The organism is Shinella zoogloeoides, from assembly GCF_003574625.1.
GTDB classification, from domain to species: domain Bacteria; phylum Pseudomonadota; class Alphaproteobacteria; order Rhizobiales; family Rhizobiaceae; genus Shinella; species Shinella zoogloeoides_A.
Window position 1 is genome coordinate 179,841 of sequence record NZ_QNUJ01000005.1, and the last position, 14,376, is coordinate 194,216.

At 66.0% G+C, this 14,376-nt stretch carries 13 protein-coding genes; 2 read left to right on the plus strand and 11 right to left on the minus strand.

Annotated elements, in window-relative coordinates:
* Positions 1-203: 203 nt before the first annotated feature.
* From DSD28_RS11640 to DSD28_RS11660, 5 genes are read right to left on the minus strand one after another with little or no spacing between them, the layout of a single operon-like run.
* Positions 204-1,709, minus strand: coding sequence for an aldehyde dehydrogenase family protein (locus DSD28_RS11640; protein ID WP_119256565.1), 1,506 nt, complete (start codon positions 1,707-1,709; stop codon positions 204-206).
* Positions 1,709-2,488, minus strand: coding sequence for an enoyl-CoA hydratase/isomerase family protein (locus DSD28_RS11645; protein WP_119256566.1), 780 nt, complete (start codon positions 2,486-2,488; stop codon positions 1,709-1,711). The genes DSD28_RS11640 and DSD28_RS11645 overlap by 1 nt, the downstream gene beginning before the upstream one ends.
* Positions 2,481-4,094, minus strand: coding sequence for an acyl CoA:acetate/3-ketoacid CoA transferase (locus tag DSD28_RS11650; protein ID WP_119256567.1), 1,614 nt, complete (start codon positions 4,092-4,094; stop codon positions 2,481-2,483). The genes DSD28_RS11645 and DSD28_RS11650 overlap by 8 nt, the downstream gene beginning before the upstream one ends.
* Before the next feature lie 6 nt (positions 4,095-4,100).
* On the minus strand, positions 4,101-5,102 hold the full coding sequence (locus DSD28_RS11655; RefSeq protein WP_119256568.1) for a Gfo/Idh/MocA family protein: 1,002 nt from the start codon (positions 5,100-5,102) through the stop codon (positions 4,101-4,103).
* Positions 5,099-6,139 carry a LacI family DNA-binding transcriptional regulator gene (locus tag DSD28_RS11660; protein ID WP_119256784.1) on the minus strand — a complete coding sequence of 347 codons (1,041 nt, stop codon included), beginning with the start codon at positions 6,137-6,139 and terminating at the stop codon, positions 5,099-5,101. The genes DSD28_RS11655 and DSD28_RS11660 overlap by 4 nt, the downstream gene beginning before the upstream one ends.
* Positions 6,140-6,403: 264 nt before the next feature.
* Between DSD28_RS11660 and DSD28_RS11665 the strand changes: the two genes are divergently transcribed.
* Both DSD28_RS11665 and ung read left to right on the plus strand, forming a co-directional pair.
* On the plus strand, positions 6,404-7,570 hold the full coding sequence (locus DSD28_RS11665) for a dihydrodipicolinate synthase family protein (protein WP_119256569.1): 1,167 nt from the start codon (positions 6,404-6,406) through the stop codon (positions 7,568-7,570).
* A gap of 79 nt (positions 7,571-7,649) precedes the next feature.
* Positions 7,650-8,345, plus strand: coding sequence for a uracil-DNA glycosylase (gene ung / locus DSD28_RS11670; protein WP_119256570.1), 696 nt, complete (start codon positions 7,650-7,652; stop codon positions 8,343-8,345).
* A gap of 111 nt (positions 8,346-8,456) precedes the next feature.
* On the opposite strand, the gene DSD28_RS11675 is transcribed toward ung, so the two are convergent.
* The 6 genes from DSD28_RS11675 to DSD28_RS11700 all read right to left on the minus strand — a co-directional run bounded on the left by DSD28_RS11675 (position 8,457) and on the right by DSD28_RS11700 (position 14,235).
* Positions 8,457-9,407 carry a nucleoside hydrolase gene (locus tag DSD28_RS11675; protein WP_119256571.1) on the minus strand — a complete coding sequence of 317 codons (951 nt, stop codon included), beginning with the start codon at positions 9,405-9,407 and terminating at the stop codon, positions 8,457-8,459.
* Positions 9,408-9,440: 33 nt separating this feature from the next.
* Positions 9,441-10,676: an NAD(P)/FAD-dependent oxidoreductase gene (locus tag DSD28_RS11680; RefSeq protein ID WP_119256572.1), complete on the minus strand. Its 1,236-nt coding sequence runs from the start codon at positions 10,674-10,676 to the stop codon at positions 9,441-9,443.
* A 103-nt stretch (positions 10,677-10,779) separates the two neighbouring features.
* Positions 10,780-11,622 (minus strand): metal ABC transporter permease, encoded by an 843-nt coding sequence (locus tag DSD28_RS11685; protein ID WP_119256573.1) that lies wholly within the window; start codon positions 11,620-11,622, stop codon positions 10,780-10,782.
* Complete coding sequence (locus DSD28_RS11690) at positions 11,619-12,491, minus strand: metal ABC transporter permease (RefSeq protein WP_119256574.1); 873 nt, start codon at positions 12,489-12,491, stop codon at positions 11,619-11,621. Before DSD28_RS11690 ends, DSD28_RS11685 begins: the two co-directional genes overlap by 4 nt.
* A complete protein-coding gene (locus DSD28_RS11695; RefSeq protein ID WP_119256575.1) occupies positions 12,488-13,348 on the minus strand; it encodes a manganese/iron ABC transporter ATP-binding protein in 861 nt (286 codons plus the stop codon). Before DSD28_RS11695 ends, DSD28_RS11690 begins: the two co-directional genes overlap by 4 nt.
* The gene (locus tag DSD28_RS11700; protein ID WP_119256576.1) at positions 13,345-14,235 is read right to left on the minus strand and encodes a metal ABC transporter substrate-binding protein; all 891 of its coding nucleotides are present in this window, start codon (positions 14,233-14,235) and stop codon (positions 13,345-13,347) included. Before DSD28_RS11700 ends, DSD28_RS11695 begins: the two co-directional genes overlap by 4 nt.
* Between the last annotated feature and the right edge of the window lie 141 nt (positions 14,236-14,376).

Below are 14,376 nucleotides of genomic sequence, written 5' to 3' on the forward strand. Positions count from 1 at the left end.
TGCCGATCTCCCCCCTTGTGAGGGAGATGCCCGGCAGGGCAGAGGGGGGTGGAGCTTACCGTCTTCTGAAACGGTTCGGTTTGCCGCGCCGCCGCTACCCCCCTCTGTCGCCTTCGGCGACATCTCCCCCACAAGGGGGGAGATCGAGCGGCGCTTGCGGCGCTGCTCAATTTCCTCGCCTTTAATGGAGAAGATGTTTCGGTTCATCGCGGCATCCACCAGCCGGTGCGCGCGCCCATATGCATGTTGAGCGTCTTGGTTTCCGTATAGTCCTCCACCGCATGGCGGCCGAGTTCGCGGCCGAGGCCGGACTGGCGGTAGCCGCCGAAGGGCAGCTCCGACGCGCCGTCCATGAAGGTGTTCATCCAGACCGTGCCGGCGCGCACCTTGCGGCCGATGGTCAGGCACGTATCGAAATCGCGGCTCCAGACGCCGGCCGAAAGGCCGTAGTCGATGGCGTTGGCGATGCGGATCGCCTCGTCCGTCGTCTCGAAGGTCAGCACGGAGAGGACCGGGCCGAACACTTCCTCGCGGGCGACCGCCATGTCCGGCTTCACGCCCGACAGGATCGTCGGGGCCATGAAGTGGCCGAGGCCGAGATCGAGTGCAGTCCCGCCGAGCGCGACGGATGCCCCGGCCTTCGCCGCGCCATCGACATAGGTGCCGATCTTTTCGAGATGCTGCGGCGTGATGATCGCGCCAACCTGCGTCGTCGGGTCGAGCGGATCGCCGACCTTCACCTTCTTCGCCAGTTCCGCCACGCGCGCGGTCACGTCCGCCGCGATGGACTTGTGCAGGATCAGCCGCGAGCCGGCATTGCAGCATTCGCCAGCATTGAAATAGGCGCCGAAGACGGCGGCGTCGATGAACTCGTCGAGATTGGCGTCGGGGAAGACGATCTGCGGGTTCTTGCCGCCGAGTTCCAGCGACACCTTCTTCAGGGTCTGGGCGGCGTTCGCCATGGTCAGGCGGCCGACGCCGGTGGAGCCGGTGAAGGAGACCATGTCGACATCGGGATGCGTCGTCATCGGCGCGCCGACCTCCGGGCCGGTGCCGGTGACGATGTTGACGACGCCAGCCGGCACGCCGGCCTCGATGAGGATTTCACCGAGAAGAAGCGTCGAGCCTGACGTCAGCTCGGAAGGCTTGACGACCGTCGTGCAGCCGGCGGCGAGCGCGAATGGTAATTTCTGGCTTACGATCAGGAAGGGGAAGTTCCAGGGCGTGATGATCGAGACGACGCCGATCGCCTCGCGCAGCACGACGCCGAGCGTGCCTTCGCCGAGCGTGTTGTAGCTCTCGCCGTGGAGATCACGCGCCAGCGCCGCGGCATAACGCCAGATATCGGCCGCGCCGCCAAGCTCGCCCTTGGCCTGGCTGATCGGCTTGCCGCTTTCGATGCAGTCCAGGAAGGCAAGCTCGTCGGCCTTCGCCGCGATGAGATCGGCGGCCCTCAGCAGGATATTGGAGCGCTCCGCACCCGTCATGCGCGGCCACGGACCGTTATCGAAGGCCTTGCGGGCGGCGGCGATGGCGCGCTCGGCATCGGCCTTCGTGCCAGCCGGATAGCGGCTGACGACGACGCCATGGCCTGGCGCGACGCGTTCGAGCGCGCTGCCGGTGCCTTCCGTCCACACACCGTCGATCAGCATGCGGAAATCGCGCGCCTTGAAGTCGTCGAGCGCCTTGGGTTTCACATGCGCGGTCATTACCATTCTCCCTTGAAGTCTGCGGGGCGTTTTCCCGTGAAGGCGGCGACGCCTTCCTTGAGGTCCCCGGTCTTGGCGACGAGGATGGAGCCGAGGGCTTCCACCGCCGCGCCGTTGTCCTCGCCATTCGCCACCGAAATCATCAGCTTGGAAATCTCCGTCGCCGCCGGCCCGCGTGAGGCGATGCGCGCCGCGTAGGTCCGGGCGGCTTCGACGGCCGTTCCGGTCTCAACGACCTGATCGACGATGCCGAGCGTTGCCGCTTCCGCTGCCGTCAGCACCTCGCCGCCCAGCAGCATGCGCCGCACCGCCTGCGCGCCGAAACGCTTCACCAGCCGCTGCGTGCCGGACCAGCCGGGCACCATGCCAAGGCCGGCTTCCGGCAGGCCAATCTTCACCTGCGTCTCGGCAATGCGGATATCGGCGGCGGCAGCCAGTTCCAGGCCGCCACCCAGCGCATGGCCGTTGACGGCGGCGACCAGCGGCATGCGCAGCGTCGCCAGCCGCTCGAAGACGCGGTGGCCGAAGCGCACCCAGGCATGACCGAATTCGTTGGCTTCCATACCCGCCCAGGCGCGGATGTCGCCGCCGGCGGAAAAGGCCTTGCCCTCGCCGGTGAGGATGGCGACGCGCACGGCCGCATTGGCCTCCACCGTGTCGCAGGCGGCGGAAAGCTCCTTCAGCATGTCGATGTCGAAGGCGTTCAGCTTTTCCGGCCGCGCGACCGATATCGTCGCGACGGAGCCGTCGATTGCGATGCGGATGCGCGGCTCAGCCATGGTTTTTCCCCGTAAGCCGGCGCGGCGCCTTTTCCGGCAATGTCAGGCCGATCGGCGCATCCGTGAAGAGGCGTGCATCCATCACCTTGAGGTCCGGCGAGACGATCAGCGGGAACTCCGACTGGTCAAGGATATGCGTCTTGAGGTCGACGCCCGGCGCGATCTCGGTGAGCACGATGCCTTCGGGCGTCAGCTTCATCACGCAGCGCTCGGTGACATAGGTGATGTCCTGTCCCTGCGCCACGCCGCGCGGGCCGGAGAAGGTGACGTGCTCGACCGCGTTGACCAGCTTCTTGAGCTTGCCTTCCTTTTCGATAACAAGCCTGCCGTCCGCTATAGTGAGCTTCGCGCCGGCATTGAACATGCCCGAGAAGACGACCTTCTTCGCCCGCGCCGTAATGTCGACGAAGCCGCCGCAGCCGGCCGTCACATGCGGGCGGAAGGAGAGTTTGGAGACATTCACCGACCCGTCCCTGCCGATCTCCAGGAAGGAGAGCAGCGAGGCGTCGAAGCCCGCGCCCTGGAAATAGGTGAACTGGTAGGGCGAGGGCATGAAGGCGTCGGCATTGGAGGCGCAGCCGAAGGCGAAGTCGAGCAGCGGCACGCCGCCGACGGCACCCTGTTCGATCACCCAGGTCACGGCGCCGTGCAGGCCCTCTTCCATGAGGATGCGCGGCACGTTGGCGGAAATGCCGAAGCCGAGATTGACGGCGCTGCCGGCCTCGAGCTCCTCAGCCACCCGGCGGGCGATGACCTTCTGGATGTTGAATTCCGGCACGCGGAAACTGTCGAGTGGCCGGAAGATCTCGCCCGATATGGCGGGATCGTAGAGTGTCTGCGTCGTCTGCTTCTGCTCGGGATCGACGACGATGTAATCGACGAGGACGCCCGGCACGCGCACGTCATGCGGTTTCAGCGAGCCTTCCTTGGCGAGACGCTTGACCTGCGCGATGACGATACCGCCATTGTTGCGCGCGGCGAGCGCCTGGTCGAGACCGCCGAGATAGGCGCCCTCATGTTCATAGGTGAGATTGCCGCGCTCGTCCGCGGTGGTGGCGCGGATGATGGCGACCTGCGGCGCGATGGCCTTGAAATACAGCCACTCCTCGCCGCCGAAGGTGATCTTCTCGACGATAGCTTCGGCCGCCGCCTTGTCGTTCATCGCGCAGCCCTCGCGGCTCGGATCGACGAAGGTATCGAGCCCGACCTTGGTGATGACGCCGGGGCGTTTTGCGGCGGCTTCGCGATGCATGTCGAAGAGGATGCCGGAGGGGATGTTATAGGCGGGAATCTCGTTGCCGGTGATCATCTGCCAGATCAGCGGCGGCTCGGAGGAGGACGGGCCGGACGGATAGGAGCCGGCCAGCACCTTGGCGAGCAGGCCCTGCTTGGCGATGTAGTCGATGCCCTTGATGCCGCTCATGTCGCCGGCCGCGATGGGGTGCAGCGTCGTGATGTTCCGCGGGTGGCCGGTCTCGTCGAAGCGCTCGCCGATGGCTTTCAGCGTCAGGTCCGGGCAGCCAAGGCCGGAGGAGGAGGAGACCGAGACGACGGCCCCGTCGGGAATGAGGTCTGCGGCCTGGCGCGGGGTGATATGCTTGCTCATGATGCTTCAGAATCCGGTTTCGATGCGGACGGTCTTGCCCGTGCGAGCTGCCTCGACGACAGCAAGGCCGGTCGCCAGCGACCAGACGCCGTCCTCGCCCGTGGCGGAGGGCTGTCCCTTGCCGGCGACGGCGGCGTGGAAGGCGGAAAGGGCGGTTTCGTAGAGATTTTTATGGTCGAGCGGCAGGTCGTGTTCGCCTTCCGCATCTCGGACCGTCACAGTACCCACGGCGCGCTGCGTCATCACGTTGCGGCCGATCAGCGAGCCGTCCGTGCCGTGCACCTCGAGGCCCGTTTCGGCGAATTTCGTGGTGAAGCCGTCGTGAAACTGGGCGATGACGCCGTTCTCGAAGCGCAGCACGCCCATGACCGCATCCTCCAGCCCGGCCTGGCCCATGCCGCCGGCCTGCGAGAAGGCGATGGCCTCCACCGGGTCGCTGTCCAGCACGAAGCGCAGCGTATCGGCATCGTGCACGGTGATGTCGAGGATCACGCCGCCGCCGGCTTCCGGCTTGTCGAGCCGCCAGCCCTGCAGGTGCGGCGGGAGGTAGACGGCGTGGAAGACGCGGGCGGAAAGCGGCGTGCCGATGCGGCCGGCCTTGATGGCCTCACGCATCTTCAGGTGCGTGGCGGCGTTGCGCAGGTGATGGTTGGTCGCCATGACAACGCCGGCATCCTTCGCGGCCTTCACCATGGCCCGGGCATCGTCAAGCGCCATGGCGAGCGGCTTTTCGCAGAGGATATGCTTGCCGGCCTTCGAGGCGGCGAGCGCTTGGTCGCGGTGCAGTTCGTTGGTGGTGGAGATGTAAACGGCGTCGATCTCGGGATCGTTCACCAGCGCATCGAGCGTCGTCACCGACTTCGCGATGCCCTGTTCGGCCGCATAGGCCTTGCCGCGTTCGGCGCTGGTGCTCATCACCGAGACGACCTCGCCGCCCGTCGCGCGGATCGCGTTTGTCACCCATTCCTTTGCGATCGTGCTCGCGCCGATCAGTCCCCATCGCGTCATGCCGACATCCTCCTTGTCTTCTGGCCGGCGCCGCAGCTCTGGCGCACGACGAGGCGTACGGAGCTGACGATGGCCTCGGGCTCCACGCGGCCCGCATTGATCTGTTTCAAGAGAAGCTGCGCCGCCCGCCGGCCCATGCCCTGCGGATCGACGGAAACCGTCGTCAGCGCCGGTACCGCGGTCTCGGCTTCGATCACGTCGTCGAAGCCGACCACGCCGAAATCGCGGCCGGGCTCCTTGCCGGCGGACCGCAGCCCGTCGCAGACGCCGAAGGCAGCCGCGTCGTTGAAGCAGAGTGCCGCCGTCGGCTGGTTCGCCAGCAGCAGGGCGCGTTCGATGGCCGCGACGCCGCCGGCGCGCGAGGCCGTCGTGCCGACGATCAGTGCATCCGGTGCTTCGAGACCCGCTTCGGCAAGCGCGTCGCGCCAGCCCTGCACGCGTTCGGCAAAGACCGTGGTGTTGGGTATCCCGCCGAGGAAGGCGATGCGGCTGTGGCCGAGCGAGACGAGATGGCGAACCGCATCCTTCGCGCCGGCATAGTTGTCGGAAAGAAGCGAGGATATCTTCGCGCCAACCACGTTGCGCACCACGGCGACGACGGGAATGCCGCTCGCCGCGAGCGGCTTCAGGTCCGCCGCTTCCGTGCCGCGGGCGGGTGAGAGGATCAGGCCGGAAATGCCGTGCTCGCGCATGGAGGCGATGACCTCGCGCTGGCGGTCGACGCTTTCGGCGGAATTCGACAGGAACTGCACATAGCCGGCCGACTGCATGACCATGTCCATGCCGACGGCAAGCTCCGCGAAGAAGGAGTTGGTGAGGTCGTTGACGATGATGCCGATGATCCGCGAGGCGGCGGCCTGGCGTAGGTTTGCCGCGCCGCGATTGTAGACATAGCCGAGCTCGCGGATGACCGCATTCACCCTGGCGCGCGTCGCCTCGTTGACGAGAGGGCTCGCCTGCAGGACGAGCGACACGGTCGATTTCGACACGCCGGCGGCGCGCGCAATATCGACAACGGTCACCCGGCTCTTGTTCACGATCATCCTCCCTGCGCGGGTGTGGCCGCCCGCTTGTTGTTGGGTAATTAATTGGATCGTTCCAAATTTGTCAAGCGTGAATTCGGGCGATGGCGTGCCGGCTTCGACTGCTTTCCATCTCCCCTTCGCTCATGCAGATCCGCCGGCCTCGGCGGCGCCCTTGGCGTATTGATCTTCTCCGTGCGCCGAGCGCTGCCCTCAAAATCACCCTTGAAATTTGGAACGATCTAAATTATTGCCCTTCCAAACCCTCGGGAGGACTCCATGCCGATCAGCCTTTCCCTGCCGCGCGCCGATGGTGGCGTCGAAGCCTATGCGCTCGTGGGCACGCCGACGGAGCGTCCCGCCGCCGCACCGCGTTTCAGCCGCATCGCCTATGCCGCCGCCCATGTGGTTTCCGATCCGCGCCGCGACACGCGCCCATGGGAAGCGCCGGCCGTCGACTGGGAACGCACGATGGCCTTCCGGCATCATCTCTGGTCGCTCGGTTTCCGCATCGCCGAGGCGATGGACACCGCGCAGCGCGGCATGGGGCTCGACTGGGCCGGCGCGCAGGAGCTGATCCGCCGCTCGCTTGCCGAAGCGAAGACGGTGCCCGGCGCGGATCTTGCCTGCGGCGCCGGCACGGATCACCTCAACCCCGCCGATGCCCGCTCGCTGGATGACGTCGTCAGGGCCTATGAGGAGCAGATCGGCTTCGTCGAAAAGCACGGCGGCCGGGCGATCATGATGGCGAGCCGCGCGCTGGCCCGCATCGCGCAGTCGCCGGACGATTACCGCAAGGTCTATGGCCGCATTCTCGGCCAGGCGAAGGACAAGGTCGTGCTGCACTGGCTCGGCGATATGTTCGATCCGCAACTTGGGGGCTATTGGGGCTCCGACACCTTCGAGCCGGCGCTCGATGCGGTGCTTTCGATCATCGAGGAGAACCGCGATAAGGTCGAGGGCATCAAGATCTCCCTGCTCGACAACGCCTGTGAAGTGGCGCTGCGCAACCGGCTGCCGGAGGGCGTGCTCTGCTTCACCGGCGACGATTTCAACTATGCCGAACTGATCGAGGGCGACGGGCGCAGGTACAGCCACGCGCTGCTCGGCATCTTCGATGCGGTCGCGCCGCAGGCCTCCAGGGCGCTGGCGTCTCTGGCGGCGGGCGATGTCGCCACCTTCCGCGCCGTTATCGAGCCGACCGTGCCGCTGTCGCGGAAAATCTTCGAGGCGCCGACGCAGTATTACAAGGCGGGCGTCGTGTTCCTGGCCTGGCTGAACGGCCATCAGGATCATTTCACGATGCCGGCCGGCATGCAGTCCGCCCGCGGTGTCACGCATTATGCCGATGTCTTCCGCCTGGCCGACAAGGCGAATGTGCTCGACAAGCCCGACCTTGCCGCCGCGCGCATGAAAAACCTCATGGCGGTGCTCGGCGTCGCCTGAGATTAGCTGTGGATGACCGGCGGTTTGGCCGGCCCTTGCCGCCGTGCGGCGCTAAACTCTCCCCGTCAAGGAGAGCACGATGGCAGCGACGGATATCAAAATCGGCGAGAGCTGGAAGGCGCCGCTGGCGGCGGAATTCTCCAGCCCCTACATGGCCGATCTGAAGAGCTTCCTTCTGGAGCAGAAACAGGAGGGGCGGCGCATCTTCCCGAAAGGCGCGGAATATTTCCGCGCACTCGACCTGACGCCGCTCGACGAGGTGCGCGTCGTCATCCTCGGGCAGGATCCCTATCATGGCGAGGGGCAGGCGCATGGGCTGTGCTTTTCCGTGCAGCCGGGCGTGCGCACCCCGCCCTCGCTCGTCAACATCTACAAGGAAATGCAGTCGGACCTCGGCATCGCGCCGGCCCGCCACGGTTTTCTCGAACATTGGGCAAGACAGGGCGTGCTGCTGCTCAACAGCGTGCTGACGGTGGAGATGGGCCGCGCGGCCTCCCATCAGGGGCGTGGCTGGGAGCGCTTCACGGATGCGGTCATCCGTGCGGTCAACGAGCAGGAAAAGCCCGTCGTCTTCATCCTCTGGGGCTCCTACGCCCAGAAGAAGGCGGCTTTCGTCGACAGGAGCCGCCATCTCGTGCTGCGTTCGCCGCATCCTTCGCCGCTCTCGGCGCATAACGGCTTCTTTGGCACGCGGCCGTTTTCCAAGGCGAACGAATTCCTCGAAAAGCACGGCCGCACGCCGATCGACTGGCAGTTGCCGGAGACGGTGGACTGACGGGGAGGAACGGCCCCTCATCCCCCTGCCGGGACCTTCTCCCCGCAAGCGGGGGGAAGGGGGGTGTTGCACCGGCGTCATAAAGGCAGGTGAGGGGCGGCTACGTCCGCTTCAGCGCACCAGCGTCTCGTCCAGCAGCGCCATCACCTTTTCCGCATCGATACCGATGCAGGCGTGCTGGCTCGGCAGGCTGTCCCAGTTGCCGGGCGGGAAGCTGCGGGCGTCGGGCTTCTGGATGGTCTGGCCGTCGGCGATGCCGCCGGCGACGACGCGGATCGCGCCCGGGCGCGTTTCGAAGAGTTCCGGCGCGACGAGGTAGATGCAGGCGCAGCTGTCGTGCACCACCATGCCCTCGTCCTTCACGTGCTGGCCGTAGAAATCGATATAGAACTGCGAGATGTCGGAAAGCAGCTTGAGGTGCCTGCCGTTCTTCGCGGTCAGTTCTGCAAGGCGCTTGCGCGTCATCACGGTCTTCATCGTTACGTCGAGGCCGACGACGATCACCTTCCAGGCCGCGCCCATCACCACGTCGGCGGCTTCCGGATCGCCGTGGATATTGGCTTCGGCGGCGGGCGTGATGTTGCCCGGCACGTCGAAGGCGCCGCCCATGATGATGACCTGCTTGACGAGGCCGGCGATATCGGGGTCTTCCTTCAGCGCATAGGCAAGGTTCGACATGCGGCCGACGGCGATCAGCGTTACCTCGCCGGGATTGGCGCGCACGGTTTCGATGATGAAGCGATGCGCCGGGCGCGGATCGACGGGCAGGTCGATCGTCTCCGGCACGTCGATATTACCGAGACCGTCATGGCCGTGGATCATCACCGGCCAGTCGGTGGGGTTGCGCATCGGGTTGTAGGTCTTGCCCTCGCCGCGGGCGACCGGCGCGTCGATGCCCCATTCGCGCTTGAGGAACAGCGCGTTGCGCGTCGTGGTCTCGATGGCGGCATTGCCGAAGACGGTGGTGATGCCGATCAGGTCGATTTCCGGATGGTTGTGCAGGAAAAGCAGCGCCATGGCATCGTCGACGCCGGGATCCGTGTCGAAAATAACCTTATGCATGGTCGGTTTCTTTCTTTTTATTGTTCTGGGAACTTACTGGAAGCGGGCGATGGAGAAGGGGGCGAGCGCGGCGTCCGTCTCACCGGAGAGGAGACGCGCGACATGGCGGCCGGTCGTTGCCGAAAGCGTCAGGCCGACATGGCCGTGGCCGAAGGCAAAGGCGATGCGCGGGTCGCGCGGATGCAGGCTGATGACGGGAAGCGAATCCGGCGTGGAGGGACGCCGGCCCATCCATTCCGTGCCGCCTTCCTCCTGGAGATCGGGCACGTAGCGGCGCATCTTGCGGCGCATGGCGGCGGCGCGCCTGTAGTTGGCGGGGGCTTCGGGCGAGGCGAGCTCGACCGCACCGCCGATGCGCAGAGCATTTTCGAAGGGTGTGGCGACGAAGCCGTGCTCGGAGAAGAAGACCGGCATTTCCAGCGTGGTCGAAGGATTCATGAAGGTCGTATTGTAGCCGCGCTCGGTTTCCAGCAGCACCTTGAGCCCGAGATCGGCGACGAAGCGGCGTGACCAGACGCCCGAGGTGATCGCCAGCTTGTCGAAGGTGAATTCCCGGCCGCCCTCCGTGCGCACGACGATACCGCTTTCCGCCTGCGCCACCGAGGAAACGGTGGCGTCGAGCAACGTCGCGCGTTCGCGCAGCGCCGCCTGCAGCCGGCGCAAGAGGGTCAGCGGATATTCGAAGGTCTTATAGCCGTCGTTGAAGACCGCGCCGGCAAAGGCGCCCTGCAAGGCCGGCACGCGGCGGCGGGCCTCTTCGGCATCCAGCTTCTCGACATTGCAGCCGAGCAGCTTCGCATTCTCCGTCTCGTGGGCGAACGCCTTGTCGCGCGCCGCAGTGCTGTCGAAGATCGTCAGCGCGCCGGTGTCGCGGATATGGCCGGAAATGCCGGCCAGGGCGCCGAGATGGGCATGGTCGGCTTCCGCCGTCTTCATCAGCGTCAGAAGGGCGGCGCGGCCTTCCGCCACCTTGCCGGGGCGGGCGGAGAGCAGGAGGCGGACGAGCCAGGGCGTGAGCGCCGGCAGGTCCTGCCAGCGCAGCGTCAGCGGGCCCAGCGGGTCGAGCAGCCATTTCGGCACGGAAAGCAGCATGTCGGCCCGGGCGAGCGGGTCGATCTCGGGCACGGCGAGGATGCCCGCATTGCCGACCGAGGCCGGCAGGCCGCCCGCGTCCCGTTCGAGGATCGTGACGCTATGGCCCCGTTCCATGAGATTGAGCGCTGTGGCGCAGCCCATGAGGCCGCCGCCGACGATACCGATATGCGCCATGCCGTCCCGTTGCGTTTGTGTTGATTTCGGCCGAAGCAGGCTGGCCGTTCGCGCCGGACGTTAGACGGAAACCGGCCCTCTGTCGACAGAGGGCCGGTGGCTCTCAGGCCGCCTGCGCGGGCCGGCGGTTCTGCAGCATCCGTCGGATGAAGGCGAGGACGAAGAGCATCGCCATCAGCAGCACGATGGTCGGCGCGGGGGCGCTGTCGATCATGAAGCTCAGCCAGATGCCGCAGAAGGACGTGCCGAGCGCGACGGCGACGGCGACCATCAGCATGCTCGGAAAACGCCGCGTGAGAAGGGCCGCGATGGCACCCGGCGCGACCAGCATGGCGACGGCGAGGATGATGCCGACCGCCTTCAGCGCGCCGACCACGACGAGCGAGAGCACGGCGAGAAGGCCGTAGTGCAGGAGACGCACCGGCAGGCCGATGGCCGAGGCATGCTGCCGGTCGAAGGCCTGCACCAGAAGGTCCTTGCGGAAGAGGAGGATGAAGGCGGTCGAGGCGCTGGCGATGGCTATCGTCTCGACGAGATCGGAGGCCGCGATGCCGAGCATGTCGCCGAAGAGGATATGGTCGAGGTGGATATCCGGCTGGATCTTCACATAGAGCACGACGCCGAGGGCGAACATGCCGGAAAAGACGATGCCGAGGATCGTGTCCTCCTTCACCCGGCTGTTGTCCTTGAGGTAACCGGCGGCGAGCGCGCAGAAGAGGCCCGCGACGAAGGCGCCGGCCGCGAAGGGGAGGCCCAGGACATAGGCGATGACGACGCCGGGAAGCACGGCATGCGAGACCGCATCGCCCATCAGCGACCAGCCCTTCAGCACGAGATAGCAGGAGAGCAGCGCCATCGGCACGGCGATGACGAGCGTCACTAGGAAGGCGTTCTGCATGAAGGCGAGCTGGAAGGGCAGGAGCGCGAGTTCGAGCGTCTCGTTCATGGCGTGCTGCCTTCCGTGGCATTGAGCGCCTGCCTGCCCCTGCGGCGCGCGGCGATGAGGCCGTGCTTGGGCGCGAAGAGGAAGGCGAGGAGGAAGATCGCGGTTTGCAGGACGACGATGATGCCGCCGGTCGCGCCGTCGAGGAAATAGGAGAGATAGGCGCCGGCAAGGCTGGTGCCGGCTCCGAGCGCGGCGGCGATGACGATGAGGCGCTGGAAGCGGTCGGTGAGGAGATAGGCCGTCGCGCCCGGCGTCACCACCATGGCGACGACGAGGAAGGCGCCGACCGTCTGCATGGCCGCGACCGTCGAGGCGCTGAGGAGGGTGAAGAACAGGATCTTCAGGCCCGTCGGGTTGAGGCCGATGGAGCGGGCATGGTTCTCGTCGAAGAAGGCGACCATCAGGTCCTTCCACTTGAAGAGCAGGACGGCGAGCGTGACCGCGCCGATGATGGCGAGCTGGATCGTGTCCTCCCGCGTGACGGCGAGGATATTGCCGAGCACGATGGTCTGGATGTTCACCGGCGTCGGCGAGAGCGAGACCATGAAGAGGCCGAGGCCGAAGAAGGAGGAGAAGATCATGCCGATGATCGCATCCTCCTTGAGCTGCGTCTGGCGGTTGAGGAAGAGCATGGCGGCGGCGGCGAGCCCGCCGGACAGGAAGGCGCCGGCCGCGAAGGGCAGGCCGAGCATGTAGGCCCCGGCGACCCCCGGCACGATGGAATGCGAGAGCGCATCGCCGATCAGCGACCAACCCTTGAGCATCAGATAGGCGGACAGGAAGCCGCAGATGCAGCCGACCAGCGCGCTCACCCACATGGCGTTGACCATGTAGCCGTAGCCGAAGGGTTCCAGCAGCGCGTCGATCACGGTTTCTTCTCCTCGCCGTAGATGACGAAGGGGCGCTCGTCGTCGGTGATGACCTTGACCGAGCGCCTGTCCTCGTCGTCGTGCAAGTCGCGGCCGCCGAGGATGAAGTGGCGCAGCACGCCGCCGAAGGCGCGCTCCAGATTGGCCTCGGTGAAGGTCTCCGCCGTCGGGCCGGAGGCGATGACGGTGCCCTTGACGAAGACCGTGCGGTCGCAGAAATCCGGCACGCTGCCGAGATTGTGGGTGGAGACGAGCATGACGCGACCCTCGTCGCGCAGCTTGCCGAGCAGCTCGATGATCTGCTCCTCCGTGGTCACGTCGACGCCGGTGAAGGGCTCGTCGAGCAGGATCACCTGTCCCTCCTGCGCCAGGGCGCGGGCGAGGAAGACGCGCTTCCTCTGCCCGCCGGAGAGCTCGCCGATCTGGCGCTTGCGGAATCCGGCCATGTTGACCCGCGCCAGCGCCTCCTCGACCATCTCGTGGTCGCGTTTCGTCGGAATGCGCAGCCAGTTCATATGGCCGTAGCGGCCCATCATCACCACGTCCTCGACGAGCACGGGGAAGGTCCAGTCCACCTCCTCGGCCTGCGGCACATAGGCGACGAGGTTCTGCCTCAGCGCCTCGCGCACGGACAGGCCGAGGATCGTCACCTTGCCTCCCGCGACCGGTACGAAGCCCATGATCGCCTTGAAGAGAGTGGACTTGCCCGCGCCGTTGACGCCGACCAGCGCGGTGATCGTGCCCTTCGGCACGGAGAAGCTGGCATGGCGCAAGGCCGTCAGGCCGTTGCGGTAGGTGACGGTCACGTCCTCGGCGACGATGCCGTCGACCGTCTTCGGCTTGCCGCCCATCCTCATTGCGAAAGACCTTTCACGATGGTTTCGGATGTCACGCGCAGGAGGTCGAGATAGGTCGGCACGGGGCCGTCCGCCTCGCTCAGGGAGTCGACATAGAGGACGCCGCCGTAAGCCGCGCCGGTTTCGGCCGCGACCTGCCTGGCGGGATCGGCGGAAACGGTGCTCTCGCTGAAGACGACATGGATATTGTGCTCGCGCACTGCATCGATCACCGCCTTCACCTGCTTGGGCGTGCCCTGCTGGTCGGCGTTGATCGGCCAGAGGAAGAGCTCCTTGAGGCCGAAATCGCGGGCGAGATAGGAGAAGGCGCCCTCGCTGGTGACGAGCCAGCGCTTTTCCTCCGGCAGCGCGCCGATCTTGGCTTTCATCTCTTCGCCCAGAGCCTTGATCTTCTCGCCATAGGCCTTGGCGTTGGCGTCGTAGGTCGCGGCATTGGCGGGGTCGAGTGCGCCGAGCGCCTTGCGGATGTTCTCGACATAGATCAGCGCATTGTCCGGCGACATCCAGGCATGCGGGTTCGGCTTGCCCTGATAGGGGCCTTCCACGATGCTCATCGGCGCGACGCCGTCGCTGACCGTGACGTTCGGCACGTCGCCGAGATTGGCGAGGAACTTCTGGAACCAGAGCTCCAGGTTGAGGCCGTTCCAGAGCACCAGCTTCGCATCCTGCGCCTTCAGGATATCGCGCGGCGTCGGCTGGTAGTTGTGGATCTCCGCGCCCGGCTTGGTGATGGATTCCACCGTGGCCGCATCGCCTGCCACATTCGCCGCGATGTCGGCGATGATGGTGAAGGTCGTCACCACCTTGGGCTTTTCCTGCGCGAAGGCGGGGGCGGTGGCCAGAAGCGGCAGGCTGAGAAGCAGGGCATTGAAGGAACGGCGGAGCATCGGCTCTCCTGAGCTGCTTTTGCGAATGAGTTGCAATAAAATATAGAGCGGTTTTGAAGCCTGTCAACGCAATTGCAAATCATTCGCAGAAATGGCCCGAAATCGGACAGGCGGGTTTAAAACTTCCGAAACGCCCGCAGG

What these genes read in the sequence shown, in the direction of transcription:
- DSD28_RS11685 (WP_119256573.1), bottom strand. Translation starts at nt 11,622, where the DNA reads ATGAACGAGACGCTCGAACTCGCGCTCCTGCCCTTCCAGCTCGCCTTC.
- DSD28_RS11645 (WP_119256566.1), bottom strand. Translation starts at nt 2,488, where the DNA reads ATGGCTGAGCCGCGCATCCGCATCGCAATCGACGGCTCCGTCGCGACG.
- DSD28_RS11640 (WP_119256565.1), bottom strand. Translation starts at nt 1,709, where the DNA reads ATGACCGCGCATGTGAAACCCAAGGCGCTCGACGACTTCAAGGCGCGC.
- DSD28_RS11655 (WP_119256568.1), bottom strand. Translation starts at nt 5,102, where the DNA reads ATGACGCGATGGGGACTGATCGGCGCGAGCACGATCGCAAAGGAATGG.
- DSD28_RS11700 (WP_119256576.1), bottom strand. Translation starts at nt 14,235, where the DNA reads ATGCTCCGCCGTTCCTTCAATGCCCTGCTTCTCAGCCTGCCGCTTCTG.
- DSD28_RS11695 (WP_119256575.1), bottom strand. Translation starts at nt 13,348, where the DNA reads ATGAGGATGGGCGGCAAGCCGAAGACGGTCGACGGCATCGTCGCCGAG.
- DSD28_RS11680 (WP_119256572.1), bottom strand. Translation starts at nt 10,676, where the DNA reads ATGGCGCATATCGGTATCGTCGGCGGCGGCCTCATGGGCTGCGCCACA.
- DSD28_RS11650 (WP_119256567.1), bottom strand. Translation starts at nt 4,094, where the DNA reads ATGAGCAAGCATATCACCCCGCGCCAGGCCGCAGACCTCATTCCCGAC.
- DSD28_RS11675 (WP_119256571.1), bottom strand. Translation starts at nt 9,407, where the DNA reads ATGCATAAGGTTATTTTCGACACGGATCCCGGCGTCGACGATGCCATG.
- DSD28_RS11665 (WP_119256569.1), top strand. Translation starts at nt 6,404, where the DNA reads ATGCCGATCAGCCTTTCCCTGCCGCGCGCCGATGGTGGCGTCGAAGCC.
- ung (WP_119256570.1), top strand. Translation starts at nt 7,650, where the DNA reads ATGGCAGCGACGGATATCAAAATCGGCGAGAGCTGGAAGGCGCCGCTG.